We start from the raw sequence: 26,537 nt of genomic DNA on the forward strand, positions 1-26,537 counted from the left end.
CCATCCCCCGGTGAGAGGCCGGGATACCGGACGGCCGGACGATTCCGGCGTCCGGCGCCACCGTAGCGGGAGGGTCGAACCATGCGAGGAACGAGGGCGATGCGCAGAGCGTCGAGCACAGCCTTGAGCGCGGCCTTGAGCGCGGCCTGTGGGCTGCTCTCGCTGGCGGCCGTCGGCACGGTCGAGATCGCGGCGCAGGAGGTCGGCCCGGCCAACGGAGCGCTCGTCGTCGTGGGCGGCGCGATGCAAAGTCCGGAGATCGTGGACCGCTTCGTGCAGTTGGCGGGCGGGCCCGGCGCCCGGATCGTCGTCATCCCCACGGCCGCCGGACAGGAGTCGTACGACCTGTCCTTCGGCGGGCTGCGACCGTTCCAGTTGGCCGGCGTCCGGAACCTCACGCTTCGGCACACGAACGACCGCGACGAAGCGGACAGCGAGGCCTTCGTGGCGGCGATCCGGGAGGCGAGCGGCGTCTGGTTCACCGGGGGGCGTCAGTGGCGCCTGGTCGATTCGTACATGGGGACCCGGACCGAGGAGGAACTGTGGGCGCTCCTCGAACGTGGCGGCGTGATCGGCGGCTCGTCGGCCGGCGCGACGATCCAGGGGTCGTACCTGGCCCGCGGCGACACGGCTACGAACACGGTCATGATGGGGAGCCATGAAGAAGGCTTCGGGTTCCTGCGAAACACCGCCGTGGACCAGCACCTCCTTCAGCGCAACCGGCAGTTCGACCTCATCGAGATCATCGAAGCGAGGCCCGAACTTCTGGGGATCGGGATCGACGAGAACACGGCCATCGTCGTGCAAGGAGACCGCTTCGAGGTGATTGGGGAGTCGTACGTGGCCATCTACGACAACCAGAGCATGCTCGACAGCGGCGGCCTCTTCTACTTCCTCGCGCCGGGGGACCAGTTCGACCTGGCGGAGCGTCAGGCCTATCGCGCGACGCGACAGTTCGCGCCGCTGGGACGGGTCGAGGCGAGCCCGTGGCCGCGCCGCCGGCCCGAACGGTGACCCGCGCGCCCGGCGGCTGACTGGCCGACCCGACTGCTGACCCGCACCCGGAGGGGAGTCCGATGAGGCGAGGGCTCGTCCTCTTCGCCCTCATCGCGGCCGGGGAGACCGCCTTCTTCCTCCCCTTCGTCCTCGCGCGCGTCTTCCGGCCGACGCTGCTCGACGTATTCGGGATCACCAACCTGGAGTTGGGCACCGCATTCTCGCTGTACGGGGTCGTGGCGATGGCGGCCTACTTCGCCGGCGGACCGCTCGCCGACCGGTACTCCGCCCGCCGGCTGATGGCCCTCGCCCTCCTCGCGACCGGACTCGGGGGGATCGTACTGGCGGGCTTCCCCCCGCCGCGGATCATGAACTTGCTGTGGGCCTTCTGGGGGATGACGACCATCCTCCTCTTCTGGGCGGCGATGATCCGGGCCATCCGCGAGTGGGGCGGCCATTCGCAGCAGGGACGTGCCTACGGGCTGCTCGACGGGGGACGCGGACTGCTCGCGGCGCTCGTCGCGTCGCTCTCCGTGGCCATCTTCGCCGCGCTCCTCCCGAGCGATGTGCCGTCAGCCACGCTGGAGCAGCGAGCCGTCGCCTTCCGCGGGGTGATCTGGGTCTTCACGGGGATCACGCTGGGCATCGCGGCGCTGGTATGGATCCTCGTTCCCGACAGCACGCCCCGCGACGAGGCCGGCGGGCGGCAGAGGCTCTCCCTGAGAGGCGTGAGGGCCGCCTGCCGCATGCCGGCCGTGTGGCTGCAGGCCGTCATCGTCGTCTGCGCCTACACCGGGTACAAGGCGACGGACGACTTCTCGCTCCTGTCGCGGGACGCGCTCGGATTCGACGACGTGCAGGCCTCGGGGGTGAGTACGCTCTCGCTCTGGGTCCGCGCCGCGGCAGCCGTCACCGCGGGCTACCTCGGCGACCGCCTCGACTCTTCCCGCGTCATCGTCGGAGGCTTCGCGATCCTGATCGGCGGCTGCCTCCTGATCGCGTCCGGGGTCCTCGTCCCCGGCCCGGCCTGGATGCTCATCGCCACGATCGTGACCGCCGGCGTGGGCATCTACGCGCTCCGCGGCGTCTACTTCGCCCTCCTGGCCGAGGGCGCCGTGCCGCTCGCCTACACGGGGAGTGCGGCCGGCGTCGTATCCGTGCTCGGCTTCACGCCCGACGTGTTCATGGGGCCGCTGATGGGCGTCCTGCTGGACCGTTCACCGGGTCTCCCGGGGCACCAGCACATGTTCGCGGCCGTGGCGGGCTTCGGCGCCATCGGCCTCCTCGCCGCCCTCGTCTTTCGCCGCGTCACCCGCGCCTCCGCCGACTGAGCGACGCCGTCTCTTCCGACAACAGCACACGGAACCCGAACCTGCTTGACATGATATGACCAGTCATCAATACTGGTCATATGGAAACGATCAACGCATCCGACTTCAAGGCCCGCTGCCTCGCCATCCTCGATCGCGTCCGTGAGACGGGGGAACGCGTTGTCATCCTCAAGCGTGGACGGCCGGTGGCCGAACTTTGGCCTCCAAGCCGAGCCCGGGCCGAGTACCCTCAGGGGGAACTGAAGGGCACGGTAACCAGCGTCGGCGACATCGTGGGACCGGCCGTTCCCGAAGACCACTGGGAGAGTCTCGGCGATGACGGCGCTGCTTGACACGCACGTCCTGATCTGGTGGTTGAACGATGTCTCACGACTCTCGCCGGAGCAGCGGGAGGTCGTCGCGTCCGCGAGCGCCGATTCGCCGTTGCTCGTGTCGGACATCTCGCTCTGGGAAATCGCTGCCCTCTGCGACCTGGGCCGCATCCTGCTGGCCGTCCCCCTGCGGGAGTGGCTGGACAAGGCGGTCGCCCCGCCCCTCGTCAGGCGGCAGGGGATCTCGCCGGCCATCGCGGCGGAACTCACCGCCCTGCCCGACTCCTTCCACCGGGATCCCGCAGACCGGATCCTCGTCGCCACAGCCCGGGTGTTCGGCGCGACGCTGCTGACGCACGACCGCAGGATCATTGAAGCGAACCTGGTGGAAACCCTGTCATGAGCCCTAACCAGCCGCGCGGACGCTACGCCACGCCGACTAGGGCACGAGGGCGGTCTCCCGCTTCCTGAGCACGAACATCCCCTCGCGCATGCTCGACACGATGATGTTGCCGGAGGGGAAGAACGGGTAGTTGCTGAAGGATCCCGCGAAACCCGGCTGGTCCGGACTCCCCGGCACCGTGTCGAAGAAGCCGGCCGGGGCGGGGTTCTCGGGATCCGAGATGTCGAAGATCCGGAGTCCGCTCACGTAGTTCGACTGGTACATGAAGTCGCCGCGGACATACAGGTTATGGTCGGTGGCCGGATTGTCCTGCACGAACTCACGCACGAGGACCGGCTCGTCGAGATCCTGCACGTCCCACACCAGCGTCCGGGTCCCCGTCGCGAGGCCCTGGATCTCGTCCAGTTCGTCGTTCAGGTAGAAGTACCGCTGGTCCTCCGACAACCACCCCTGGTGGGAAAAGGCCACGTTGGGGTGCGAGGCGTTCGCGATCGGCCTCGGATTGTCCTTGTCGGTCACATCGCCGATGCCGAGCTTCGCCGCGCTCGCGTTGAAGCACACCTCCCGGCCCGCGTAATCCGCGTCGGGACCCCGGTAGGTCACGCACTGCGCGTCGTGCGTGTAACCGCCCGATCCCGCGTTTCCCGTGTCGGGGTCCGCGTAACAGCCGGCGAAGGTGGGATTCAGCGGATCCCGGATGTCGACCATGTGCAGGGCGCCGCCGCACGTCTGGCCGCCGCCGCTTCCACCGACCACATAGGCGAAGCCCGACTCTTCATTGATGACGATGTTGTGCGCCGAGTGGAACTCCGAGTAGTGCGCATCCTCGTCGAACTCGACGGGAGGGTTGGTCACGTCCCGGAGACGGGTGAGGTCGAACACCTGGATCCCGTGTTCGCCCGCGTTGTCCGCCACGATGAACGTGTGGTCGGCATAGACCTTCATGTCGCGCCACAGGTTCGGGGTCGCGCCCTCGGTGAGGGGAAGGTCCCCGAGATAGACCGGGTTCCCGGCGTCCGTCACGTCGATGAAGGAGGTCCCGTCGAAGCGGCCGAGGATCGCGTATTCGCGGCCCGTCTGCGGGTCGACCCAACCCCAGATGTCGTTAACCATGATCCCGCGCGAGCCTCCCACCTCGTGCGGGGGGAGCAGGGAGACGAGGTCCACGTCGGCGCACGAGAAGCCGGCGACCGTGCCCTGGTCGGAACAGCGCCGCTCCTCGCCGGTGACCGCTTGCAGACCGGATCCCGTCTCGTGGAACGGCGTGGCCTCCGTCCACCCGCCGTCCTCGTCCCGTTCGAACACGAAGCCGATGCCCTCGAAGAACTCCGACCCGGGAGCGCCGACCAGCACCATGTCGCCATCCAGGCTCACGGCCGCGCCGAATCTGGCGCCGTCCGGGGCGCTGCTCCCGGTGAGTTCGTCCCTACCCGTGGTATCGAACCCGCCGCGCCGCACGACTTGATCGGCTGAGTAGTAGAGATAGCGGAAGACGGAACCGGTCGTGCCCCTTCCCGGCGCGCCTAAGAGCCACGAGATGGATCGCCCGTAGCCCGTTTCCATGGTAATAGAAGAGCCGAAGTCGTCTCCCGGCACTGCGTCGGGGGCCTCCAGCCGCTCCAGGAGATGCCACGCCCCGCCTTCACGGACGAAGACGTACGCCGCGCCTCGGCGGTCGTTCTCCTTCGGCGCGCCTACCACGAGGAAGTCGTTCCGGACGGCCAGCACCGTGCCGAAACCGTCTCCGTAGACCCCGCTCGGGGCCTCGATCGTGGCGACCTCCGCCCACCCGTCTTCATCGCGGCGGAACACGTGGACGCTGCCGGCCTCCGACCCGGGCATGGGGAACCCCACGAACTCACCCGGCCTGGAGACGAAGATCTCGCCGCCGGAGACGGCCACCGCCGCCCCGAAGCCGATGAGCGGCGCCGCGGCGGCATCATCCAGGCTGCGGGCGTGGGTCTGTGCCGCCGCCGGAGACGGCATGGTGCCCGCGAAGAGCGCGCCCATTCCGACGAGACGGACGAAACGTGATTGCGGGAATCGCATAAGATCGACTCCGGTCGGCGGTCTGTTACGGAACGAGCGCGGTCTCCCGCTTCTTCAGGACGAACAGTCCCTCGCGCATGCTCGACACGATGATGTTGCCCGAGGGGAAGAACGGGTAGTTGCTCCAGGACCCCGCGAAGCCGGGTGCGTCCGGGCTCCCGGGCACCGTGTCGAAGAAGCCGGCCGGCACGGGGTTCTCCGGGTCCGAGATGTCGAAGATCCGGAGTCCGCTCACGTAGTTCGACTGGTACATGAGATCGCCGCGGACGTAGAGGTTGTGGTCCGATGCCGCGTTGTCCTGTACGAACTCCCGGACGAGCACCGGATCGTCCAGATCCGCCACGTCCCACACCAGCGTCCGCGTGCCCGTGGTCCCGCCCGAAAGCTCGTCGAGTTCGTCATTCAGGTAGAAGTAGCGCTGGTCCTCCGACAGCCACCCCTGATGGGAATAGGCCACGTTCGGGTAGGCGGCGTTCGAGATCGGTGTCGGGTTCTCCTTGTCGGTCACATCTCCGATGCCGAGCTTCGTCGCGCTCGCGTTGAAGCACACCTCTTTTCCCGCGTGGTCCTCGTCGGGTCCCCGGTACATGACGCACTGCGCGTCGTGGGTGTACCCGCCCGACCCGGCATTCCCCGTCTCCGGGTCCGCAAAGCAGCCAGCGAACGTCGGGTTCCCGGGGTCGCGGATGTCCACCATGTGCAGCGCGCCGCCGCACGTCTCGCCGCCGCCGCTGCCGCCCACCACGTAGGCGAAGCCCGACGCCTCGTTGATGACGATGTTGTGCGCGGAGGCGAACTCGGCGTAGTGCGCGTCCTCGTCGAAGTCCGCCGGAGGGTTGGTCACGTCCCGGAGTCGCGTGAGATCGAACACCTGCATCCCGTGTTCGCCCGCGTTGTCCGCCACGATGAAGGTGTGGTCGGCGTAGACCTTCATGTCGCGCCAAAGGTTTGGGGTCGCGCCCTCGGTGAGGGGGAGGTTCCCGAGGTAGACGGGGTTCCCGGCGTCCGTCACGTCGATGAACGAGGTCCCGTCGAACCGTCCCAGGATCGCGTACTCCCGGCCCGTCTGCGGGTCCACCCAGCCCCAGATGTCGCTGACCATGATCCCGCGCGCGCCGCCGACCTCACGGGCGGGGAGGAAGGAGACGAGGTCCACGTCGGCACAGTCGAATCCCGCCACCATCCCGTCGTCGGAGCACTGCTGCTCTTCGCCGATCACGGCGGCCAGGCCGGACTCGGCCTCGTGGATGGGGGCCGCCTCGCTCCACGCCCCGCCGTCGTCGCGCTCGAACACGAAGCCGATGCCCTCGAAGAACTCCGAACCGGGGGCGCCGACCACGGCGAGGCCGTCACCTCCAGCCACCGAGCTGCCCATGAAGCCCATGAGCCCGCGGGTCTCGGCCTCCAGGACGGCCTCCTCGCTCCAGGCGCCATCGTCACCTGCATGGAGGGCGTGCGCCGCGCCCGAGAAGGCGTTGGTGCCCGGTGCTCCGACCACGAGTCGCCCGTCCGCCGCCCGGGCGAGGGAGTAACCGAAGAAGGCCGCCGGAGCGGGCGAGGCGGCCCCGATCGTGCCGGTCTGTGACCACGCCCCGTCCGCGTCGGCTCCGAAGCGGAAGACGGCTCCCTGCGCCTGATTGCCGAGGGGTGACCCGAGGTACGCCTCTCCGTCCAGGAGCACGGCGGACAGGCCGGCCACGACGCCTCCGGCCGGCGTCAGACGCGCGACCTCATCCCACCCGGTCCCGGTTCGCCGGAATACGTAACCGGTCCCTGCCTGCGGCGGGGACGGCGCGGCGAACTGGCTGAGTGCGAAGGGCCCCGGGGCGCCCACGAGGGCCAGATCGCCCTCCACGCTGACGGCTGCGCCGAAACGGGCGTCGGCCGGGGCGTCGGACCCGGTGAGTTCGACCGACGCCAAGCCCATGTCGGACTGCACGTATGCGAACACGGCGCCGCTGGCCCCGCGTCCCGGCGCCCCGACTACGCCGAACTGCGCGCCGGCCCCGATGGCGACCGAAGAACCGAAAGCGTCTCCCGGCATCGCGTCCGGCGCCTCCAGCCTCTCCCAGGAACTCCACATGTCCCCTTCGCGGACGAAGACGTATGCGGCTCCGCGACCCTCGTTCTCCTTCGGCGCGCCCACCACGAGCACATCGCCCTCGACCGCGAGCGCCTCCCCGAAACCGTCTCCGTACACTCCGCTCGGCGCCGATATGACGGCGACCTCCGCCCAACCGTCCGCGCCGTGCCGGAATAGGTGGACGCTACCGGCTTCCGAACCAGGCATCGGGAACGCCGCGAACTCCCCCGGCCGCGAGACGAAGATCTCGCCGCCGGAAACGGCCGCCGCCGCCCCGAAGCCGATCAGCGGGGCCGCCATGGCTTCGTTCAGGCTACCGGCATGCGTCTGCGCGGCCGCCGGCACCGCCAGTCCTGTGGCAAGGAGAACAATCGGTCCGGCAACGCGGACGAATCGAAATCGAGGAGATCGCATTGGGGCTCTTGCTCCTGCTGGACTATGACCTGGATGCTGTGGGCCAAGGTAGGGTCGACGCCTGTGCGCCGTAACCGTCCGGCGGTGATCTTCCCGAACCCCATACGGAGGAAGAAATGAAGGATCTTCCAGGGCAGGTCGGAACAAGCGGGCTGGCGCTCATCGTCGTCACCGCGCTGGCCGGCTGTGAGACATCCGCCAGGGAAGGCGGCGCTGCGGTATTGCAGGTGGACACCCTGCGTGACGGACGGATCCTCGTTACCAACCCGACTGCGGTCGAAACGCCGCCGGTGCGACCTCCGACTCTCGTGGAAGACCTCCGCATCGGGTCCGTCGATGACCCGTGTTCGGCCTTCGGCCAGGCATTCTCCCTCGCCGTTGACGATAATGGCCGCATCTACGTGGCGGATCTCCAGACGAACGACATCCGCGTCTTCTCTCCGGAAGGGGCGTGCCTCAGGACCTTCGGAGGTGCGGGCGACGGACCCGGAGAGTTCTCCATGCTCGCCGGAATTGCCTGGCAGAGGCCCGGTTTCCTCTGGGCGATGGATGCCCTCCATCATCGCCTTACCGTCTTCGATTCCCTCGGGAACGCACTGGAGGCGCACGGGCTCGGACGGCCGATGGGCGCCAGCCTCCCCTGGCCGATGTGGGTGGACGCGGACGCGAACCTGCACGTCTGGAACCAGGGCGAGCGCCGAATCGACAAGTACGGTCCGGGTCCGGCGCTCACGGCCCTGGGTGCCTTCCCGGTACCGGCGGTTGAGCTGGAGTGGTACTCCCGAATCTACGGGGACGGCCGCGCGCAACTCCAGGAGCTGTCGCCCATCCCGCACTCCCCGCAAATGGAGTCCACCGTAGACCGTGAAGGAGAGGTCTGGCTCGCCAACGAGGCCACGTTCGATCTACACGAGGTCAGCTACGCCGGAGACACGCTGCGCACGGTGCGACTGCTGCGCCCTGCGCCTCGACTGGAGGGTCGGGAACGCGACAGCCTCGCCGTCGCCACGGGACTCGACGAGCGCCGGCTGCCCGATCACAAGCCAGTTCTCGAGGACGTGAACGTGAGCGCCGACGGCTGGATCTGGGTCACCACAGACGAGGGCGCGATCGAGGCCTGGGATGTCTTCGACGCGGGCGGTGTCTATCAGGGAGTCGTCGTCCCCCCGGTCCCGATCGAACCGAAGCCCTTTCCCGTTTTCGGCAGGGGCACGATTACGGCGGTAACGAAAGGCGCGCTGGACCTGCAATACGTGGTGCGCCTGCGCGTGACACGTTGAGGTTCTCCAGCCGAAGCGACCGCCCCGGTCCGTAGCCGGGCTTCGCCGCGGACACCCGCTAGTGGAAACGGATCGCGATGCCGAACTGGGCCTGCCACTGCGACGCGCCGATCTGTGGAACATAGGGGACCGCGGCCCGGATGCCGCCCGTCTCGCCCGTCTGGAGTGCGCCGACATAGCGGGCCCGCAGCGGATCATCGAACTCCGGCAGGACGCTGTTCGGCTCGGGGTCGTCTTCGATCCGGCTCTCCACGCTGAGAAGCTGCACGACCGGGTTCACGGCCTGGACGTGACCCCAGTTCCGGTTGAACAGGTTCAGGACGTTGAGGACGTCGAAGGTGAGGACCACCTCCGTGCCGCCCACCGGGAAGCCCTGACTGAAGCGAACGTCCACCTGGTTCGACCACGGCGTCCGGCACGCGTTCCGGTGCACGATCCGGAGCCGGTTCTCCTGGAGGCAGGGCTCCTGGCCCACGAGCCCCTCGAAGAGCAGGCCGCTGATCGGTGCGCTTCCTCCGCCGGGAAAGTCGAACGCCCCCTCGGTCACGAAGATGAGATCGTTGGCAATATCGAGCGCCCGTCCCAGCCCGGGATAGGCGTCGCCGTTGATGTCGTCGGCGTACACGTAGGAGTACGGTCTCCCGGACTGCCCCACGTAGAGGACCGAGATCCGGCCGCCCCCCATCTTCTCCGGGAGGGTCGCCGTCGCGCTCCCCACGAGCTTGTGGGGCCGGTCGAAGAGCGAACTCTGGAGGCTCGGGTCGTTCGGGTCGCCCTGGATCGCGGTGAACCCGAAGTTCGAGATCGCGTCGCGCGAAGCGAGACTCCGGACATCCGCCGACCGGTTGAACGCGTACCCGAGGTCCACGGAGAGCCGCTCGCCGAACCGCTTGCGGAGGCGCGCGCTCAAGGCGTACGTGAAGTTCCGCGCCCGGTCGCCGAGCCGGATGACCTGGCCGAACGCCTCGTCGACCCGGCGCGGGTAGAAGATCGGTTCCCGCGCGTCCGGCGGATTGCCCGGCGGCGGATCGACGAACTGGCTCCCGGCCCCGGGGTCGCCGAAAGACACGCGGGTTCCGTACCCGTACCCGTAGGTGAAACCGTTCTCCGGCGTCCGTTCACCGGCGGGGATGGCCGTGCCGATGTTGAGGTCCTCGAACGAGATCTGGTTCACGGCCTTCGTGTAGATCCCCTCGAGCGACAGCACGAATCCCGCCGGGAGACGCTGGTCGATCGCGAGCGACGCCTTGAAATCCCTCGGGAAGCGGAAGTCGGAATCGAACACGGTCACGATGGGCGTCGCGGACTCCGGCCCCCTCCCGTCCGGGCACGTCGTCGGGGACGGTGCCCGCGGATCGAAGGCCGGGACCAGTTCGGGGTCGGGGACGCCGATGTTCCGCCGCTGGCAGGTCAGGAAGGCGGAGGTGAGTCCCGTGTTCTGATAGGCGTTGGCGAGCCACGCGAACGGCGGCCGCCCCGTGAACAGTCCAGCCCCCCCCCGGATCTGCGTGCTCCGGCCCTCGCCGAGCCCGAGGTTGAAGCCGGCCCGCGGCGAGAGGAGAGGCGTGCCGCTCGGGAGTGCACTCGTGCTCACGCCGAAGGACTGCCGGACCGCCGGATTCTCAGCGGGCGAGTCCGGCATGACCGGCACATCCATGCGCAGGCCCAGCCGAACGTTCAGGGCTTCCCCGACGCGTGCCTCCTCCTGCACGAAGGCGGAGAACTGGTTCACGGAGAAGCGCGCCGTGGCCGCGTCGTCCGTGAGCGGGACGTGGACGACGTATTCCGAGGGCGTGTTGGCCGCGAGGTCATCCATCGAATTGAAAAAATAGCTTCCGACCGTCCCCGGAAGGTATTCGCGCCGGATCGAGAAGCGCTCGAACCCGCCCCCGAACGTTAGATGATGGCTCCCCAGCGACAGGGAGAGCGCGTTGGAGATCTGAAGGATGTCCTGATCGAGTTCGTTGTCGTTCCCCGAGAAGCTCGACCCCAGCCGCAGTTCGCGCCGGTATCCGCGGCCGGAGGCGCCTCCCTGCATCTGCACCTCCACACGCGGGTAGGCCGCGTTCGCCGTCTCCCGGTCGCGGAGGAACTGCACATTCACCATCAGGTCGTTCGACAGCCGGGGACTGAGCGTGGAGAGCCACTGTCCGGCGACCGCGTGATTCCGGGATTCGATACGGGTCCCGATCGACGACATCTCGTACGCGTCCCCGGGTAGCCGGTTGGGCGCGGGATCGTCCGCCGCGAACGCGAGGTTGTAGCGCAGCATGAGTGAGTTGTTGTCGTCGAGGCGCGCGTCGAACCGCGTGAACAGGTTCGCGAGGTCGTTCTCGAGCGTGTACAACCCCGCCTCGCCGGCGTCCGCGCCGTAGCCCGCGAGGATGTCCGAGACCCGGGCGATCGAGTCCGGATCGAGCTGCGAACGGACCGCCTCGTCGACGCCCACCGTGAAACCGTCGGGCGGCCGTGCGCGTCGTTCGACCTCGCCGGCCACGAAGAAGTGCAGGCGGTCGCGCACGATGGGACCGCCGATGTCGAAACCGGCGAACAGGTTGTCCAGGTCGCCCGACTCCCGCGCGAAACCTCCGATCACCGCGTCGCCGACGAGGGCGTCGTCGCGGATGAACCCGAAGGCGGAGCCACGGAACTCGTTCCCGCCGGTCCGGGTGACCGCGTTCAGGACGCCCCCCGTGAACCCGGATTGCCGCACGTCGTAGGGGGCGACCAGAACCTGCAGTTCCTCGATCGCCGAGAGCGGGATCACGCGTCCCCGCGCCTGGCCGCCGGCGACGCCGGTCGGCGAGAGGCCGAACACGTCCTGGTTGAGGGCGCCGTCGACCTGGATGTTGTTGTAGCGGAAGTTCGAACCGGCGACGGAGACGCCCATCTCGTCTATCGTCACGAGCGGCGACAGCTGGGCGAACGCCGTGAAGTCCCGCGAGATCGTGGGCAGGTTCTCGAGCGTCTCCTGGTTGACGATCGTCGTCGACCCCATCCGCGCGGGATCGAACTCGGGATCCGTCTCGACCCGGACGGACAGCTCCGGCAGGGGGACCGCCTCCTCGGAGAGTTCGATCTCCAGTCGGAGCCGCTGCCCGGCGCTGAGCGTGAGGTCTTCGCGGGTCACCCTCTGCATCCCGATGCGCGTGGCTTCGAGCGTGTAGGGACCCCCGGGCCGCAGATTGGCGAGGCTGAAACGGCCGTCGGCGTCGCTGAGGGCGGTATGGCTCGCCCCCGTGAGGGTGTGGAGGAACTCGATGCGGGCGCCGGCGACCGGCGCGCCGGCGGCATCGACCACGCGGCCGGCGACGCCGGCGGTCGTGACCCCCTGCGCCGAGAGGACGGTCGGCGCGGCCAGGAATACGAGGGCGACGGTGGCCAGCGCGAAACGCGCGGCGCGGCTCTCAAGAACCCTTGTCATCGTGTCCCCCTCTTCATGTCCGGATGCCCGGAGAAAACAGCGCCGGAGCCCTCATTGTTGCAGGCCGTGCCGGAGGGCCGCCACCAGCGGCTGCTAGCGGAAGCGGATGGCGACGCCGAACTGCGCTTGCCACTGGGAGGCCCCGATCTGCGGCACGTAGGGCAGCGCGGCGCGCACTCCGCCCGTGTCCCCGGTCTCGAGCGGACCCGCGTAACGTGCCCGGAGCGGGTTGGGGTCCACGGGCAAAATGCCGCCCAGGTTATCGCCGGCTACGCGGTCCTTGACGCTCAGCAGCTGGACGACCGGATTCACCGTCTGGACGTGCCCCCACTCGCGGTTGATCAGGTTCAGGACGTTGAGCACGTCGAGCGTGAGGGTCACTTCCGCGCCGCCCAGGCGGAGGGGCTGGCTGAACCGGAAGTCCAGTTCGTTTGACCAGGGTGTCCGGCATGAGTTCCGGTGCATGACCCGCAGCCGGCTCTCCTCGAGGCAGGGTTCCTGGGCGACGAGTTGTTCGAACAGGAGGCCGCTCACCGGGGTCCGCCCGCCTCCGGGGAAGTCGAACGCACTCTCCGTCACGAAGATCAGATCGTTGGCGAGATCGAGGGCCCGCCCGAATCCGGGGTAGGTGTCGCCGTTGATGTCGTCGGCGTACACGTAGGAGTAGGGCCTCCCCGACTGCCCCACATAGAGCAGAGACAGCCGGCCACCGCCCAACACCGCGGGAAGGGCGGCCATCGCGCTCGCCACGAGTCGATGCGGCCGGTCGAAGAGAGACGCCTGCCTGGTGGGGTTGTTCGGGTCCCTTTCGACGGCCGTGAACCCGAAGTTGTGGATCGCATCGAGCGAGGCAAGACTCCGCACGTCGGCGGAGCGGTTGAAGGCGTATCCGACGTCCACGGACAGCCGGTCGCCGAACCGCTTGCGGAGCCGGGCGCTCAGCGCGTAGGAGAAGTTCCGCGCCCGGTCGCCGATCTTGATGACCTGTCCGAAACCCTCGTCCCGCCGGCGCGGGATGAAGATCGGTTCCCGCCGCACGGGAGGGGATCCCGGCGGCGGGTCGATGTATTCGCTTCCGGCGCCAGGGTTCGCGAACACCTCGCGGCGTGAGTACCCGAAGCCGTACGTGAATCCGTTCGCCTCCGTGCGCTGGCTCTCGAGGAAGGGAAGTCCGATGTTGATGTCCTCGAACGAGATCTGGTTCACCGCGCGCGCATAGATCCCCTCGAGGGAGAGGACGAAGCCCTCCGGCAGGCGGTGGTCGATCGCGAGGGAGGTCTTGAAGTCGCGGGGGAATCGAAAGCCCGGGTCGAACGCCGTCACGCCGGGGATCCCGAACGTGCCGGGCGACCCGTCCGCGCAGGCGGTCGGAGGGGGTGCGGCCGGATCGAAGCCCGGCACGATCTCCGGGTCCGGCACCCCGATATTCCGCCTTCGACAGGTGACGAACACGGAGGAGAGCCCCGTGTTCTGGTAGGCGTTGGCGAGCCACGCGAAGGGCGGCCGGCCCGTGAACAATCCGGCGCCGCCCCTGATCTGCGTGCCTCGGTCCGCACCGAGGCCGAGGTTGAACCCGGCTCGCGGCGAGAAGTGGATGACCCCGCTCGGAAGTTCGCTCGTGCCGAGGCCGAACGAACGCTCAACGGCCGGGTTGTGCGCCGGCGCGTCGGGCATCAGCGGGATGTCCATGCGCAGACCCAGACGGACATTGAGCCGATCCCCGAGCCGGGTCTCTTCCTGGACGAACGCCGAAAGCTGGTTCACGGAGAACCGCGCCGTGCCGGCGTCTTCCGAGAGCGGCACATGGATCACGTACTCCGAGGGCGTGTTCGCCTCCAGGTCATCCGCGGAGCGAAAGAAGTAGCTGCCGAGGCTGCCCGGCAGGTAGCCGCGCCGGATGGAGAATCGGTCGAACCCGGCGCCCACGGTCAGATGGTGGTCTCCGAGCGACAGCGTAAGCGCGTTCGAGATCTGCAGGATGCTCTGATCCAGTTCGCCGTCCGGGCCGGAATAGTTGGAGCCCGCGCGCAACTCCCGCCGGAAACCCGCCCCCGGGACGCCGCCCTGGAGATCGACCTCGATCCGGGGGTAGAGCGCGTTCGCCGTCTCCCGGTCGCGGAGGAACTGCAGGTTCACCATCAGGTCGTTCGACCACCCGGGGCTCAGCGTCGAGAGCCACTGCGCGCCGATCGACTGGTTGCGCGACTCGATCCGGGTCCCGGTGGACGACATCTCGTACGCATCCCCCGCCAGCCGATTGGCGGCGGGGTCGTCGGCGGCGTAGGCGAGGTTGTAGCGCAGCATGAGCGAGTTGTCCGCGTCGGGACGGGCGTCGATGCGCGCGAACACGTTCGCCAGATTGTTCTCCAGCGTGTACAGGCCGGCCTCGCCCGCGTCCACGCCGTAGCCCGAGAGCAGGTTCGATACGCGCGCCACCGAGTCCGGATCGAGTTTCGTGCGCACGATTTCGTCGACCCCCACGGTGAATCCATCGGGTGGGTGCTCTCGCCTCTCCAACTCGCCCGCGATGAAGAAGTGCAGGCGATCACGCACGATGGCGCCGCCGGCGTCGAAGCCCGCGAACAGGTTCTCCAGCTCCCCCGGCGCCCGCGGCCGGCCGCCGATGACCGCGTCGCCGACGAGCGCATCGTTGCGGAAGAAGCCGAAGGCGGATCCGTGGAAATCGTTGGAGCCCGTCCGCGTCACGGCGTTGAGGACGCCCCCCGTGAAACCGGATTGACGGACATCGTACGGCGCCGCGAGCACCTGGAGTTCCTCGATCGCCGCGAGCGGGATCACGCGCCCCCTCGCTTGCCCCCCGGCCACGCCCGTCGGCGAGAGGCCGAACACGTCCTGGCTGAGAGCGCCGTCGATCTGGATGTTGTTGAAACGGATGTTCGACCCCGCCACGGACGTGCCCATCTCGTCCACGGCCACCAGCGGTGATAGCCGGGCGAATCCCGTTATGTCCCTCGAGATCGTGGGCAGGGCCTCGATGATCTCGCGGTTGACGACCGTCGCCGTGCCCATCCGCGTGGGGTCGAACTCGGGATCCGTCTCGACGCGGACGGCGAGTTCGGGGAGGGGGACCGCCGTCTCGGAGAGCTGGACTTCGAGCCGCAGCCGCTGCCCCGCGCTGAGCGTCAGATCTTCGCGCTGCACGGGGCTGAGGCCGATGCGGGTGACCTCGAGTGTCCAGGGGCCGCCGGGCCGGAGGTTGCCCAGGCTGAAACGGCCCGCCTCGTCGCTGACGGTGGTGTGGGTCGCGCCCGTTTCAACGTGACGAAACTCGACGCGGGCCCCCGCGATCGGGCGCCCGTCCGGGTCGAGGACGAGCCCGGAAACGCCGGCCGTCGTGACGCCCTGGCCGGCGACGGCGGACGGGAGGCTGGCCAGCCCCGCAGCCAGCCCGATCAGCACGAAGCCCGCGAGACGACTTGCCGCGTTCCGACTCCTCATATCCGAAAGCTCCGTGTCTGAAGTCCCACCTCCCCAAGAACAACGTCGGGGCACTCGATGTCGTGTACGGCGGGAGAAGCGGGCTACCCGGTTTGCGGGCCGCCCGAGTATTGTCGGAGTCGTGAGCACCACCCTGACGTTTCACGCGATCCTGGGCCCGCGAGGCCTCGAGCGGAACCGGTCGATCGACATCGCCGGCGACGGCACGATTCGCGCCGTGCGCGCCGGGCGCGCCCCCTACGACGGTTTCCTCGCGATCCCCGGGATGCCCAACGCACACTCGCATATCTTCCAGCGCGCACTGGCCGGCTTCGGGGAGGAGGCGCGGGGTGGGGACTCGTTCTGGAGCTGGCGGGAGGCCATGTACCGGCTCGCCGGATCCATCACGCCGGAGCAGTTGTTCGCCGTGGCGCGCCACGGGTACGCCCGCATGCTCCGGGCGGGGTTCACCCACGTCGCGGAGTTCCACTACCTCCACCACGGGCCCGATGGTGGCCGCGGGCGCGAGACGACCGACGCGGTGCTCGCCGCCGCGGCGGATGTCGGGCTCCCGATCAGTCTTCTTCCCGTCTACTACCGCACTGCGGGCTTCGGCGGCGAGGAGATCCTGCCGGAGCAGCGGCGGTTCGCGCACGCATCCGTCAGCGACTTCCTGTCCACGGTCGAGGGGCTTGGCGCCGCGACGGCTGGAATTGCGCCGCATTCGCTCCGCGCGGTGCCGCCGGCCGACCTCGAGGAACTCGTGTCGGGCGCCGACGCGCTGCTCGGAGCGGAGTCTCCCATCCACATCCACATCAGCGAACAGGAGCGGGAGGTCGAGGAGTGTCGCGCCAGGCTGGGCCGGACGCCGATCGACCTCCTTGGCGACACGATCGAACTGGGTCCGCGCTGGAGCCTCGTGCATGCGACGCACGCGACGGCCGCGGAGCGCGCCCGGCTTCGCGGCTCCGGGGCGAGAGTCGTCCTCTGCCCGCTCACCGAATCCTACCTCGGCGACGGGATTTTCGCCGCCCGCGAGCACTTCCTCGGAGGGGGCGCCGCGGCCGTCGGGACCGACGCGAACGTGCGGCTGTCCGCGATCGACGAGGCGCGCCAGCTCGAGTACGGCCAGCGTCTCAGGGATCGACGGCGCGCGCGGCTGGCCACGGCGGAGGGCGCGGGGGCGACCATCTGGTCCTGGTTGGCGGGGGGCGGTGGCGAGGCGGTCAGCGGCTCCCGCGCCGGAGGCTCGCGGCCGGGGCGCATCGAGCCGGGTTACCGAGCGGATCTCGTGGTGCTGGGTCGGGACACGCCCCACACGCTGGGGCACGGGCTGGAGACGATCATGGACGCGTGGCTCGTCGCCGGCGACGATCGCGACATCGAAGCCGTGTACGTGGCGGGTGAGCGCCGGGTCGAGCGCGGTTCGTTCGCGCGCGAGGCGGAGATCGAAGCCGGCTTCGCAGAGGCGATGCGGGCCCTCTGGGCGTAGCGGCCGTGGCAGTCTAGACGGCGGCCGGCTCCAGCTCCATCGACCAGCGCCCCTCCGTTGCGAGACCATTCATGCGCGCGCGGTGCGCGAACGCGGCCTGCGCCGCCGGACCGTTCTCCGTCCGGCCACCCCAGGCATTGAGCGGCGCCGCCTGGAGCGCCCGTCCGTACGAGAAGCTCAGATTCCACGGCGTATCGGACGCCGCGTTCATCGCGTTGAGGTGCGCCGTGGCCTCGATGTCGGACTGCCCGCCCGAGAGAAAAACGATGCTGGGCACGGACGAGGGGACGGCCCGCTTCAGGCAGCGCACGGTCTTCTCGGCCACCTCGTCGACCCCCGCCTGCTCCGAGCACAGCTTGCCCGACAGCACCATGTTGGGCTTGAGGACCGAACCCTCCAGGAGCACGCGCTGGTGGAAGAGCGCCATGTAAACCTGCTTTAGCGTGGCCTCGGTGACCTCGAAGCAGCGATCGATGTCGTGATCGCCGTCCATCAGCACTTCCGGCTCGACGATGGGGACGAGTCCCTGCTCCTGGCTGAGGGCCGCCATGCGGGCGAGCGCGTGCGCGTTCGCCCCGATGCAGTAGGCGCTCGGGATCGAGCGGCCGCCACCCCGTCCGATGTCGACGACGGCGCGCCACTTCGTGAAGCGGGCGCCGAGTTCGTAGTACTCGGCCAGCCGCTCGCGCAGCCCGTCGAGCCCCTCGGTGACCGTCTCCCCCGGCGCGCCCGCCAGATCCTTCGCGCCCTTGTCGATCTTGATGCCGGGGATCGAGCCGGCGTCCGAGATGAGCTGCACCAGTGGCGTGCCGTCCGCGGCCGACTGCCTCAGGGTCTCATCGAACAGGATGACGCCGGAGATGCAGTCCCGGAGCGCCTCCCTCGTCCGGAAGAGCAGCTCCCGATAGTCGCGGCGGCTGTCCTCGGTCGACGAGACGCCGATCCCCTCGAACCGCTTCCTGATCGTCCCCGAACTCTCGTCCGCCGCCAGGATTCCCTTGCCCCTGGTCCCCATGGCCTCCGCGATCTGGACGAGCTGCTGCTTCATGCTTCCCTCCGGCACGTATGGATGGTGATGGATCGTGCTGATGATGGCTTGGGTCGGGGCAACTTCCCGGGTGCGGCGGGGGGCGTCAACGTGCGCGGTGCGCGCACGCCGACGCCGACTCCCTGGCCGGAGGGACGATCGAGCGACCGATCAGGTCGGGTCCCGGGAATCCTCCTCCAGCGTCCATATGACGGGTGTGACCGGAGAGGCGGCCTGACTGAAGGCGAACTTTTCGATCTGCGGGCCTGGCTCGGTGGTCTCGAGGTGTCTGGCCCTAAGGTCGTAACAGCCCGCTTCCACGGTGAAGTCCCTCGAGTTGCCCGGCTGGATCGTCCCCTCGATCGGATCGTTGGTCCTGAACAGATCCTCGCCCCAGTCCTGCGTCCCGCACGGCTTCGCGTGGACGTAGAGCACCGGGCCGGCCAGACGGTTCACCACCCGGACCGTGGACGGATTGTCGAACATCGGTTCCATCGGTCCCGCGTCGCTGTCTCCGCAGCCGGAGAGAGACCACGCGATCGCCGCGAGGGCGAGGACCGGGAACCAGGCTTTTCTCATGTACCGCATCCTTGAACCTCCAGGGCCGCTCTTCGGGGGGTCGTACCCCGCTCCAGCCGCATAAACGCTTCAAAAAGTATAGCACCATCGGGCCGAGTCCACCCGACGCGCCGCGTGATGGACCAGGCAACGGGGGCCGCCCGGCGAAGCGCGGTGCGTGGCGCTTCACCCGCGACGCGACGATCTTTGATACGCGCCGCCGGGCGAAACGTGCCCGCGACGCGGCAGGGCTCTCCCAACCGGTCCATCTGAGAACGTGCGAACGCCTCCGTGAGCGACAGACCCGCCGTCTGGTTTCACACCTTCGGGTGCAAGGCGAACCAGTACGACACCGAGCGCATCCGCCAGGAACTCGAACTGCGCGGGGCGGAGACGGCGCCCGATGTCGACGCCGCGGACGTGGCGGTCATCAATACCTGCACCGTCACGAACCAGGCCGACGCGAACGCGCGTCACCTCGTCCGCCGCCTGCGCCGCCGCCACCCGGACCTCCGGATCATCGTCGCCGGCTGCTCGACCGCTTTCCGGGAGGCCGACTACCGCGACCTGGATGAAGTCGATGGGGTTGTCCCCGGTCACGACCCGGCCGCCGTGGCGCAGGTATTTCCGGGCTTGGAGAGAGGGCCGGCCGCGATCGACGCCCCCTTGGCACGCAACGCCCGCGGCACCCGCGCGTGGCTCAAGATCCAGGACGGGTGCGACCGCAAGTGTTCGTTCTGCGCGACCCGGATCGCGCGCGGCGCCTCCGTCTCACGGCCGCCCGACGAGATCGTGGCCGAAGCGGCGATCCTGGCGCGCTCGCACCCCGAACTCGTGATCACCGGCATCCACATTGGCCACTACGGGCGGGATCTCGAGCCGGAGGTCACGCTCGCCGAACTGTGCGAACGACTCCTCGAGCGGGTCCCGGCCCGCTTCCGTCTCTCGTCCATCGAAGCGACGGAGGTCGATGACCGGCTCGTCGACCTGCTCGCCGAGTCCGGCGGACGCCTCGCGCCGCACCTGCACGTGCCGCTCCAGAGCGGGTCCGACCGGGTCCTCCGGCTGATGCGGCGGTGGCATACGCGGGAAGCGTATCGCTCGCGCGTGCTCGCCATCGCCGAGCGCGTGGGCGCCATGGGCCTCGGGGCGGACATCATCGTCGGCTTTCCCGGCGAAGGCGAGGAAGAGTTCGCCGAGACGCACGCCCTCGTCGAGGAGTTGCCCTTCACCTATCTCCACGTCTTCCCCTATTCCGTGCGGGACGGGACGGTGGCTGCGACGCTTCCGGATCAGGTGAGGGGCGATGTGGCGGCCGGCCGTTCGCGCGCGCTCCGCGACCTGGGGCTCCGCAAGGGCCGGGAGTACGAGGCGACGCGGGTCGGCGAGATGGCGGATATCGTCGTGGAGGGCCGGGACGATCGCGTCCTCGGCGTCACGGGCGACTACCTGAAGGTCGGGCTATCCGGCCGCGCCGCGCCCGGAGACCGCTTCTCGGCGGTCCTCGGAGGACGCGCGGGGAGCCTGGCCGCGGGCGTGCCCGAAGCGGCCGCCGTCTGAGAACGTCTCGGCAACTCCCGGCCTGAGCGACGGCCCTGGCCGCCCGGTCGCCCGGTGCGGCTAATCCCTGGCCGCGGGGATCGTGCGCGGGCTGACGAGCGTCTCGCCGCCGTCCACGACGAAGATCGCACCCGTGACCCAGTCACCGCCGGGGGAACAGAGGTAGGTCACCATCCGCCCGATGTCGTGCGGTTGGCCGAGGCGCCCGGCCGGGATGAACCGGTCGGCGAAGCCGCCCCCGGTCCTCGTCCCGAACATGTCGACGTCATCGCTGGGCGGCGCCTGGAACGCCTTTCGCACGCCTCCGGTGGGGATCGGTCCGGGGGCGACCGCGTTCACGTTGATCCCGTCCCGGGCCCACTCGATCGCCAGCGTGCGGGTCAGCGCGTCCACCCCCGCCTTGGCCGCCGTCGCGTGGGCCATCAGCGGCCAGCCCCGGTAGTGGAGCGTCATCGAGATCGACACGATCCGGCCGAACCCCTGCTCCGCCATCACCGGATACACCGCCTGACAGGCGTAGAAGGTCCCGTACAGGTCGATCTCCACCACGGCGCGCCAGCCGTTCGGCGACAGGTCGGCCGTCGGCGCGTAGAAGTTGCCCGCCGCGTTGTTGACGAGGATGTCGATCGAGCCGAATCGCTCCCGCGTCTCCCCGACGGCCCGTCGGAGGGCTTCCGGCTCGCGCACGTCGCCGACCGTCGGCAGCGTCCGCACGCCGTAGGTCTCGGCCAGTCGCTCCACCGCGTGCGACACACGTTCTTCGTTGCGGCTGAAGACGCAGATCGACGCCCCGGCCGCCGCGAGGCACTCGGCGATCCCGTAACCGATGCCGCTCCCGCCGCCCGTGATGAACGCGGAGCGTCCGGCGAGAATCCCCGGGGCGAACAGCGCGTCCGCTTCTCCTGTGCGACCCATGGCAGACTCCTGACCGGGTTACCGGAACATGCTTCGGGCAACGAACCATACGTTGGCGGGCCGCTCTGCCAGCCTGCGCATGTACCACGGGAACCAGCCGTCCCCGTAGCTGATCAGCACCCGAAGCGGGGTGCCGTGCCGCGTGAGCTTCCGCTGCTCCCTCCGGCCGATCCCGTAAAGCATCTCGATCTCGAACCGGCCGCCGTCGAGGCCCGCTGAACCCGCGTACTCCGTGAGCGGTTCGATCATGGCCGGGTCGTGCGTGCCGAGTCCCAGAAAGCCGCCGCCCCCGTCCGCCATGTGGTCCATGAGGCGCCTGCCGAGTGCCAGATAGCTCGCGTCCACGTCACGCTTGTCCGGAAAAGCGATCTCCGGCGGTTCGGCGTAGGCTCCCTTCACGAGGCGGATTCGCGGACCCAGTTCGATCAGCGACTCGAGATCCTCGGCGGTACGCCGCAGATACGACTGCAGACACAACCCCACGTTCTCGTGCTCCCTTCGCGCGGCCCGGAAGAGGGACAGCGTGGGCTCGATGTAGAGCGAGCCCTCCATGTCGATCCAGAGGGTGCCGCGTCCTTCGGCCGCCGACGCGAGTTCGCGGACGTTCTCGAGCGCCACCTCCGGGTCCGCGTCGAGTCCGAGGTGCGTCGGCTTGATCGACACCTCGACGTCCAGCCCCATCTCCTCCGCCAACTCCATGGCCCGGGTGTATTCGGCGACGGTCGCGCGCGTCTCCTCCGCTGTATCGACGTTCTCGCCGAGCATCGTGACGAGGGTGGGCACGCCGAGCTTGCCGAGGCGATCCGCCTCGACGAGGGCCTCCTCAAGCGTTTCTCCCGGCATGAACTTGCGCACGGCGCGCCGCACGAAACGGCGTTGCGGGAGGCGGGTGGAGAGCCACGGATTCGTGGAAGCCCAGAGGAGGCCCCGCCGCATCATTTCGGCAACCGGCCGGTCAGGTACGCAATCCGGAATCGCCGGACGCCGAGACCTCGAATCCGATCCACATGCCCGTCACCGCGTGCGCCGGAATCGGGCACACGAGCGCGTAATCACCCGCGGTGGAAGCGGTGAAGCTGATCGTCTCGGTGCCGCCCGCCGGTGCGGTTGCCTCCGTCATGGAGGTGGCGTTGGCCGTGATGGCGCCCTCGAACACGGGTACGGCGTCGTCGAAGATCGCCGGATAGCTGGCTGCGCGTTCAAGGACTCCGACGCTGTGGTAGTTGACGGGGTCCCTGTTCTCGAAGTTCACCGTGACCGTATACCCCTCCGGCACGACGACCGTGGCCTCGCCGTTCGCGTAGCCATTGAAGTTCCAGCGGTTGTTCGAGTCCGTCGACCCGGCGACGAGGTCGATCGTGACGGTCCGCGACCGCTCGTCGACCGCGATCCAGTCCACGGCCGCCGCTCCGGCGGAGGGCGCCGCGGTCTGCTGCCCGGCGGGCGCCGCAGCGGGTGCGGGAGCCGGCGAGGGCGTGTCCGAACCGCCTCCGCCCCCGCAACCGAAGAGCGAGAATGCGGCGACGGTCATGATGGTTGATCGTGTCATGAATCTATCCACTCCAAAGTCTCTGACAGGTGAATCCATTTCGCACATGCGAGCCCCGGCAACGCGGGATCGCGACAACCGGGGAGGCGGGAATATACAGGATCCCGGACCTCCGGCCACGCCGGGAAACACAACAAAATCTGGCGCACGCGAGGGGTGCGCCCCATACTACCGTGTCTCATGTTGCGTAACGATGCCCCGGGCTTCGATCCGGGGTCGATCCCGGTCGAATGTCGCTACAGCGTTCGCGATGGCGAGGAACCCCGGGAGACTTCCTCGTGATTCCAGTCTGCCTCGCGCGACCGATCTTCTGACCTGCATCCCCGTCCAAGAGAGTTCGTTCCGGCCCGGGGAGCTTCGAGGCTTGAGAATCCCGTCCGGGTTCGCGAGGAGACACAGCACACAGAGCGGTGAATTGACGAACGACACAGCCGACGGCGGACGAAACGCTCCCGAGGGGGGCGGCGGTTCCGGCAAGCGAAACGCTTCCGGCCGTGGGCGGCCGAAGGGCGGGCCGCCGAGCGGAAAGGGTCCCGGCAAAGGATCGGGAGGTGGCCGTGGTGGCCGAAACCGCAACCGTCGCAGACGCTCGCGGGGAGGCCGGAGCCAGGGCGGCCGGCCTCCGCAGTCCCAGGGAGAGCAGCCCGCGGCCGAAGTGCCCGACGGTCCCATGGACGCGTATCTGGGGCTGCTGGAGAGGCTCGGCAACGGAACCGGTTTCGTGCGTCGCCAGCATGCGGGATACACGCCGAGCGACGACGACATCTACGTGAGCCCGAAGATGGTCGCCCGGTACGACCTCCGGACCGGTGACGAGATCTGCGGGCAGGCCGCCCGCCCGCCACGCCCCGGCAAGAGCCCGCCGCTCCGACACCTCCACACCGTCAACGGCCATCCCCCCGGGGAACTGGGGAACCGAAGGCGGTTCGAGCGTCTGAGCGCGCAGCACCCCGACCGCCGGCTGCGTCTCGAGTGCGGGCTCGAACGCGGCGGCCAGCCCGACTACACGAACCGGATCGTCGACCTCATCTGTCCCATGGGGACCGGCCAGCGCTCCCTCATCGTGGCGCCATCAAAGGCGGGGAAGACGATGGTCCTCCAGGCCATCGCCGAAGGAATCTCGAAGAACCATCCGGACTGCAGCATCCTCATCCTGCTCGTTGACGAGCGGCCCGAGGAAGTCACGGAGATGGAGGCGACGGGTCTGGGCGAGGTCACGGCTTCGAGTTTCGACCATCGGGCCGAACGTCACGTCCAGGTCGCCGAGATGACGCTCGAGCGCGCCCGCCGGCTGACGGAGATGGGGAAGGATGTGGTCCTCATCCTCGACTCGATCACGCGGCTGGCTCGCGCGTACAACACGACCGAACAGGGGAGTGGCCGGACCCTCACCGGCGGCATCGACGCGACCTCGCTCGAGAAGCCAAAGCGCTTCTTCGGCAGCGCGCGCAGTGTGCCGGAAAGCAAGGGCGGCGGCTCTCTGACCATCATCGCGACGGCGCTCGTGGACACCGGATCGCGGATGGACCAGGTGATCTTCGAGGAGTTCAAGGGGACGGGGAACAGCGAACTCGTGCTCGACCGGGACCTGTCGGACCGGCGGATCTTCCCCGCCATCGACCTCAACGCGAGCGCCACGCGCCGTGAAGAACGTCTCATGGACGAAGACGAACTGCTGGTGTCGCAAGCCATGCGCCGCGAGCTGAGCGCCTACTCGTCCGTAGAGGCCATGCAGGAGGTCCTCGGCCTCATGCGAAAGACGAAATCGAACGAGGAACTGGTCTCGGTTCTGCGCCGCCGGATCTAGCAGCCCTTCAGCGGCCGGCCTCCGCGCGGTCGCGGGCCCGTTTCTTCTCGCGCTCGGCGAAGTTCAGCATCTCGTACGCCGTCGCGAGGATCAGCCCGAGTTCCCTCCGGTCGAGGCCCGCACGGTGAAACATGTTCCGAAAGCTCCGCATCTTCGGAACGGGGTCGATGCCGTGGAAGAGGCCGATCTCCTCCATCGCGCGCTGCCACGTCTCGAAGAACGCCTCGAGTTCGGCGTGCGTGGCGGGGGGCGTCTGCTTGCGCGTCTTGAGCGACAGGTCGCGCTCCGTCCAGTCCTTCGGGCCCAGCGCGGCCTTCCTCAGTTCGTACATGATGACCACGGCCGCGTGCGCGAGGTTCATCGAAGTGTGTTCGAGGTTGGTGGGGATGCACACCAGGCCGTGGCACAGGTCCAGAGCCTCGTTGGACAGCCCGCGATCCTCGCGGCCGAAGACGACGGCCAGTGACGCCTCGCGCGCGGTGAGCCTCGTCGCGGCCTGCTCGGGATTCCACCAATCCTGGCGGGTGGAACGGCGGCGAGCCGTCGCACCGAGCGCATAGTCGACATCGGCCAGGGCGGTGGGAAGGTCGTCAAAGATACGGATCCGGTCCACGACATCGTGCGTGTCGTGCGCGATTCCGGTGATGCGCCAGGCGTCGAAATCGGCCGGGTCGACGAGCCGCAGCCGCGAGAGGCCCATGTTCTTCATGGCGCGGACGACGAGCGCGATGTTGACCATGTCCTGCGCTTCGTGCAGGACGATGACCGTCCGGTCGAGCTGGGTGCCGCCTCCGCTCACGCCCTGGTCAGACCCTCCGGCAGGGACCCCTTCCACTTGCGGCCTCGACGCGGACGCAGCGCGGGATAGCCCGTCTCGCCGCAGCTCGGGCACGCCTCGGTGTAGGCGCCGATCTCCTTGCCGCAGACGGCGCAGTGCACCCCCACCTCGTCCGGGACGAACGAGAGCGGTTCGCCGCACTTCTGGCATGTCTGGTCCGAGAGTCCGACCGGTCCGCTGCAATCCGGACAGTCCATCCGCTTCTCGTCGATGGGATTCTCCTCGTCATGAACCGCGCCGCCGGCGCCCGATGGCCCGCGAACCCCGGCGACCCTGGTGCCCCGGCGCGCCGATGCTGCCGCAACGATACCTTGCGCGGGGCCCGGCCACACCGCGAGACATCAAGCTACGGCGGAGAACCGATTGGGGCAGGATCGGATCAACAGCCACGGCGCGCCGGAGGCGGAGGGCCAGACCGAAGTCGGCCCGGCCGTCTGGTTCTTCGGCGGCCTCATGATCGCCATCGGCATCGTCACGTCGATCCTCATGCTGCGCGACTTCCGCTCCGACAGCTACGTATACCTCGCCTTCTATTCCATCCCGGCCAACACCGCGATCTCCGTCTTCCCGCACGAGCCCGTCCTCATCTACTTCGGGAAGGTCGCGAACCTCTGGCTGGCCGCGACCTGGGCCACCGCCGGGACGATCGTGGCCGCGATCATGGACCACGCCGTCTTCGTCCCCGTCCTCAATCTCCGGAGCATCCAGTCCTACAAGGAGAAGAGACTCTACCGGAAGGCGATCAGGTACTTCATGCGCTGGCCGTTCGCCACCATCGTCGTCACCGGGTTCACGCCCATCCCCTTCTTCCCCTTCAAGTTCCTCGTCTTCTCGATCCGGTATCCCATGTGGAAGTGGACGACGGCGCTGGTGGTCGCGCGTTTTCCACGCTATTACCTTCTCGCCCTCCTCGGGGCGACGGTCCCGATCCCGAACTGGATTCTGATCGCGAGCGTGGCCTTCGTTTTCGGACTGTACCTCATCAAGGCGATTCCGGAGGGTTTCAGGCGCCTGAGAGCCCGCCGCCTGAAGGCCCGCGACGGAGTGGAGACGTGAGCGGGC

Annotated in this window: 20 protein-coding genes; 9 read left to right on the forward strand and 11 right to left on the reverse strand. The window is 68.7% G+C overall.

Going from position 1 to position 26,537, the window contains the following annotated elements:
- Window positions 1–123: 123 nt before the first annotated feature.
- The 4 genes from ACOOHF_RS07995 (at window position 124) to ACOOHF_RS08010 (ending at window position 3,041) form a co-directional block, all read left to right on the forward strand.
- Window positions 124–1,014 carry a cyanophycinase gene (locus tag ACOOHF_RS07995; protein WP_420464101.1) on the forward strand — a complete coding sequence of 297 codons (891 nt, stop codon included), beginning with the start codon at window positions 124–126 and terminating at the stop codon, window positions 1,012–1,014.
- A gap of 62 nt (window positions 1,015–1,076) precedes the next feature.
- On the forward strand, window positions 1,077–2,327 hold the full coding sequence (locus tag ACOOHF_RS08000) for an MFS transporter (RefSeq protein ID WP_419934480.1): 1,251 nt from the start codon (window positions 1,077–1,079) through the stop codon (window positions 2,325–2,327).
- A gap of 80 nt (window positions 2,328–2,407) precedes the next feature.
- Window positions 2,408–2,659 (forward strand): type II toxin-antitoxin system Phd/YefM family antitoxin, encoded by a 252-nt coding sequence (locus ACOOHF_RS08005; protein WP_420464102.1) that lies wholly within the window; start codon window positions 2,408–2,410, stop codon window positions 2,657–2,659.
- Entirely contained in the window at window positions 2,643–3,041 is a 399-nt protein-coding gene (locus ACOOHF_RS08010; protein WP_420464103.1) for a type II toxin-antitoxin system VapC family toxin, read from the forward strand. Before ACOOHF_RS08005 ends, ACOOHF_RS08010 begins: the two co-directional genes overlap by 17 nt.
- 36 nt (window positions 3,042–3,077) lie before the next feature.
- Here the strand turns inward: ACOOHF_RS08010 and ACOOHF_RS08015 are convergent, their stop codons facing one another.
- Window positions 3,078–5,090 (reverse strand): choice-of-anchor B family protein, encoded by a 2,013-nt coding sequence (locus ACOOHF_RS08015; protein WP_420464104.1) that lies wholly within the window; start codon window positions 5,088–5,090, stop codon window positions 3,078–3,080.
- Window positions 5,091–5,115: 25 nt separating this feature from the next.
- Window positions 5,116–7,473: a choice-of-anchor B family protein gene (locus ACOOHF_RS08020; protein ID WP_420464105.1), complete on the reverse strand. Its 2,358-nt coding sequence runs from the start codon at window positions 7,471–7,473 to the stop codon at window positions 5,116–5,118.
- Between the two features lie 230 nt (window positions 7,474–7,703).
- Between ACOOHF_RS08020 and ACOOHF_RS08025 the strand changes: the two genes are divergently transcribed.
- On the forward strand, window positions 7,704–8,867 hold the full coding sequence (locus ACOOHF_RS08025; RefSeq protein WP_419934485.1) for a 6-bladed beta-propeller: 1,164 nt from the start codon (window positions 7,704–7,706) through the stop codon (window positions 8,865–8,867).
- 58 nt (window positions 8,868–8,925) lie between these two features.
- Here ACOOHF_RS08025 and ACOOHF_RS08030 read toward each other — a convergent pair whose 3' ends face one another.
- Together ACOOHF_RS08030 and ACOOHF_RS08035 are read right to left on the reverse strand one after the other, a co-directional pair.
- On the reverse strand, window positions 8,926–12,291 hold the full coding sequence (locus ACOOHF_RS08030) for a TonB-dependent receptor (RefSeq protein ID WP_420464106.1): 3,366 nt from the start codon (window positions 12,289–12,291) through the stop codon (window positions 8,926–8,928).
- A 93-nt stretch (window positions 12,292–12,384) separates the two neighbouring features.
- Entirely contained in the window at window positions 12,385–15,750 is a 3,366-nt protein-coding gene (locus tag ACOOHF_RS08035) for a TonB-dependent receptor (protein WP_420464107.1), read from the reverse strand.
- A gap of 121 nt (window positions 15,751–15,871) precedes the next feature.
- On the opposite strand from ACOOHF_RS08035, the gene hutF reads away from it, so the two are divergent.
- Window positions 15,872–17,221 (forward strand): formimidoylglutamate deiminase, encoded by a 1,350-nt coding sequence (gene hutF, locus ACOOHF_RS08040; RefSeq protein WP_420464108.1) that lies wholly within the window; start codon window positions 15,872–15,874, stop codon window positions 17,219–17,221.
- A gap of 13 nt (window positions 17,222–17,234) precedes the next feature.
- On the opposite strand, the gene ACOOHF_RS08045 is transcribed toward hutF, so the two are convergent.
- Together ACOOHF_RS08045 and ACOOHF_RS08050 are read right to left on the reverse strand one after the other, a co-directional pair.
- On the reverse strand, window positions 17,235–18,269 hold the full coding sequence (locus tag ACOOHF_RS08045) for a class I fructose-bisphosphate aldolase (protein WP_419934489.1): 1,035 nt from the start codon (window positions 18,267–18,269) through the stop codon (window positions 17,235–17,237).
- A 150-nt stretch (window positions 18,270–18,419) separates the two neighbouring features.
- Entirely contained in the window at window positions 18,420–18,827 is a 408-nt protein-coding gene (locus ACOOHF_RS08050; RefSeq protein WP_420464109.1) for a hypothetical protein, read from the reverse strand.
- Window positions 18,828–19,097: 270 nt separating this feature from the next.
- Between ACOOHF_RS08050 and ACOOHF_RS08055 the strand changes: the two genes are divergently transcribed.
- On the forward strand, window positions 19,098–20,366 hold the full coding sequence (locus ACOOHF_RS08055; protein ID WP_420464110.1) for a MiaB/RimO family radical SAM methylthiotransferase: 1,269 nt from the start codon (window positions 19,098–19,100) through the stop codon (window positions 20,364–20,366).
- Window positions 20,367–20,426: 60 nt separating this feature from the next.
- On the opposite strand, the gene ACOOHF_RS08060 is transcribed toward ACOOHF_RS08055, so the two are convergent.
- Genes ACOOHF_RS08060 through ACOOHF_RS08070 form a run of 3 tightly spaced genes read right to left on the reverse strand, consistent with a single transcriptional unit; the run spans window position 20,427 to window position 22,830 of the window.
- Window positions 20,427–21,281 (reverse strand): SDR family oxidoreductase, encoded by an 855-nt coding sequence (locus ACOOHF_RS08060; RefSeq protein ID WP_420464111.1) that lies wholly within the window; start codon window positions 21,279–21,281, stop codon window positions 20,427–20,429.
- Window positions 21,282–21,299: 18 nt separating this feature from the next.
- The gene (locus tag ACOOHF_RS08065) at window positions 21,300–22,220 is read right to left on the reverse strand and encodes a proline dehydrogenase family protein (RefSeq protein ID WP_420464112.1); all 921 of its coding nucleotides are present in this window, start codon (window positions 22,218–22,220) and stop codon (window positions 21,300–21,302) included.
- Between the two features lie 16 nt (window positions 22,221–22,236).
- On the reverse strand, window positions 22,237–22,830 hold the full coding sequence (locus ACOOHF_RS08070) for a sulfocyanin-like copper-binding protein (protein ID WP_420464113.1): 594 nt from the start codon (window positions 22,828–22,830) through the stop codon (window positions 22,237–22,239).
- A 670-nt stretch (window positions 22,831–23,500) separates the two neighbouring features.
- Between ACOOHF_RS08070 and rho the strand changes: the two genes are divergently transcribed.
- The gene (gene rho, locus ACOOHF_RS08075) at window positions 23,501–24,637 is read left to right on the forward strand and encodes a transcription termination factor Rho (RefSeq protein ID WP_419934496.1); all 1,137 of its coding nucleotides are present in this window, start codon (window positions 23,501–23,503) and stop codon (window positions 24,635–24,637) included.
- Between the two features lie 7 nt (window positions 24,638–24,644).
- Here rho and ACOOHF_RS08080 read toward each other — a convergent pair whose 3' ends face one another.
- Window positions 24,645–25,436 carry an RNA methyltransferase gene (locus ACOOHF_RS08080; RefSeq protein WP_420464114.1) on the reverse strand — a complete coding sequence of 264 codons (792 nt, stop codon included), beginning with the start codon at window positions 25,434–25,436 and terminating at the stop codon, window positions 24,645–24,647.
- Window positions 25,433–25,672 (reverse strand): double zinc ribbon domain-containing protein, encoded by a 240-nt coding sequence (locus tag ACOOHF_RS08085; protein ID WP_419934498.1) that lies wholly within the window; start codon window positions 25,670–25,672, stop codon window positions 25,433–25,435. Before ACOOHF_RS08085 ends, ACOOHF_RS08080 begins: the two co-directional genes overlap by 4 nt.
- A 166-nt stretch (window positions 25,673–25,838) precedes the next feature.
- Here ACOOHF_RS08085 and ACOOHF_RS08090 point away from each other — a divergent pair, with 166 nt between their 5' ends.
- Window positions 25,839–26,531, forward strand: coding sequence for a hypothetical protein (locus ACOOHF_RS08090; RefSeq protein WP_419934499.1), 693 nt, complete (start codon window positions 25,839–25,841; stop codon window positions 26,529–26,531).
- The last annotated feature ends 6 nt before the right edge of the window (window positions 26,532–26,537 follow it).

This window comes from Candidatus Palauibacter sp. (assembly GCF_965216145.1).
In the GTDB taxonomy this organism is placed as follows: Bacteria; Gemmatimonadota; Gemmatimonadetes; order Palauibacterales; family Palauibacteraceae; genus Palauibacter.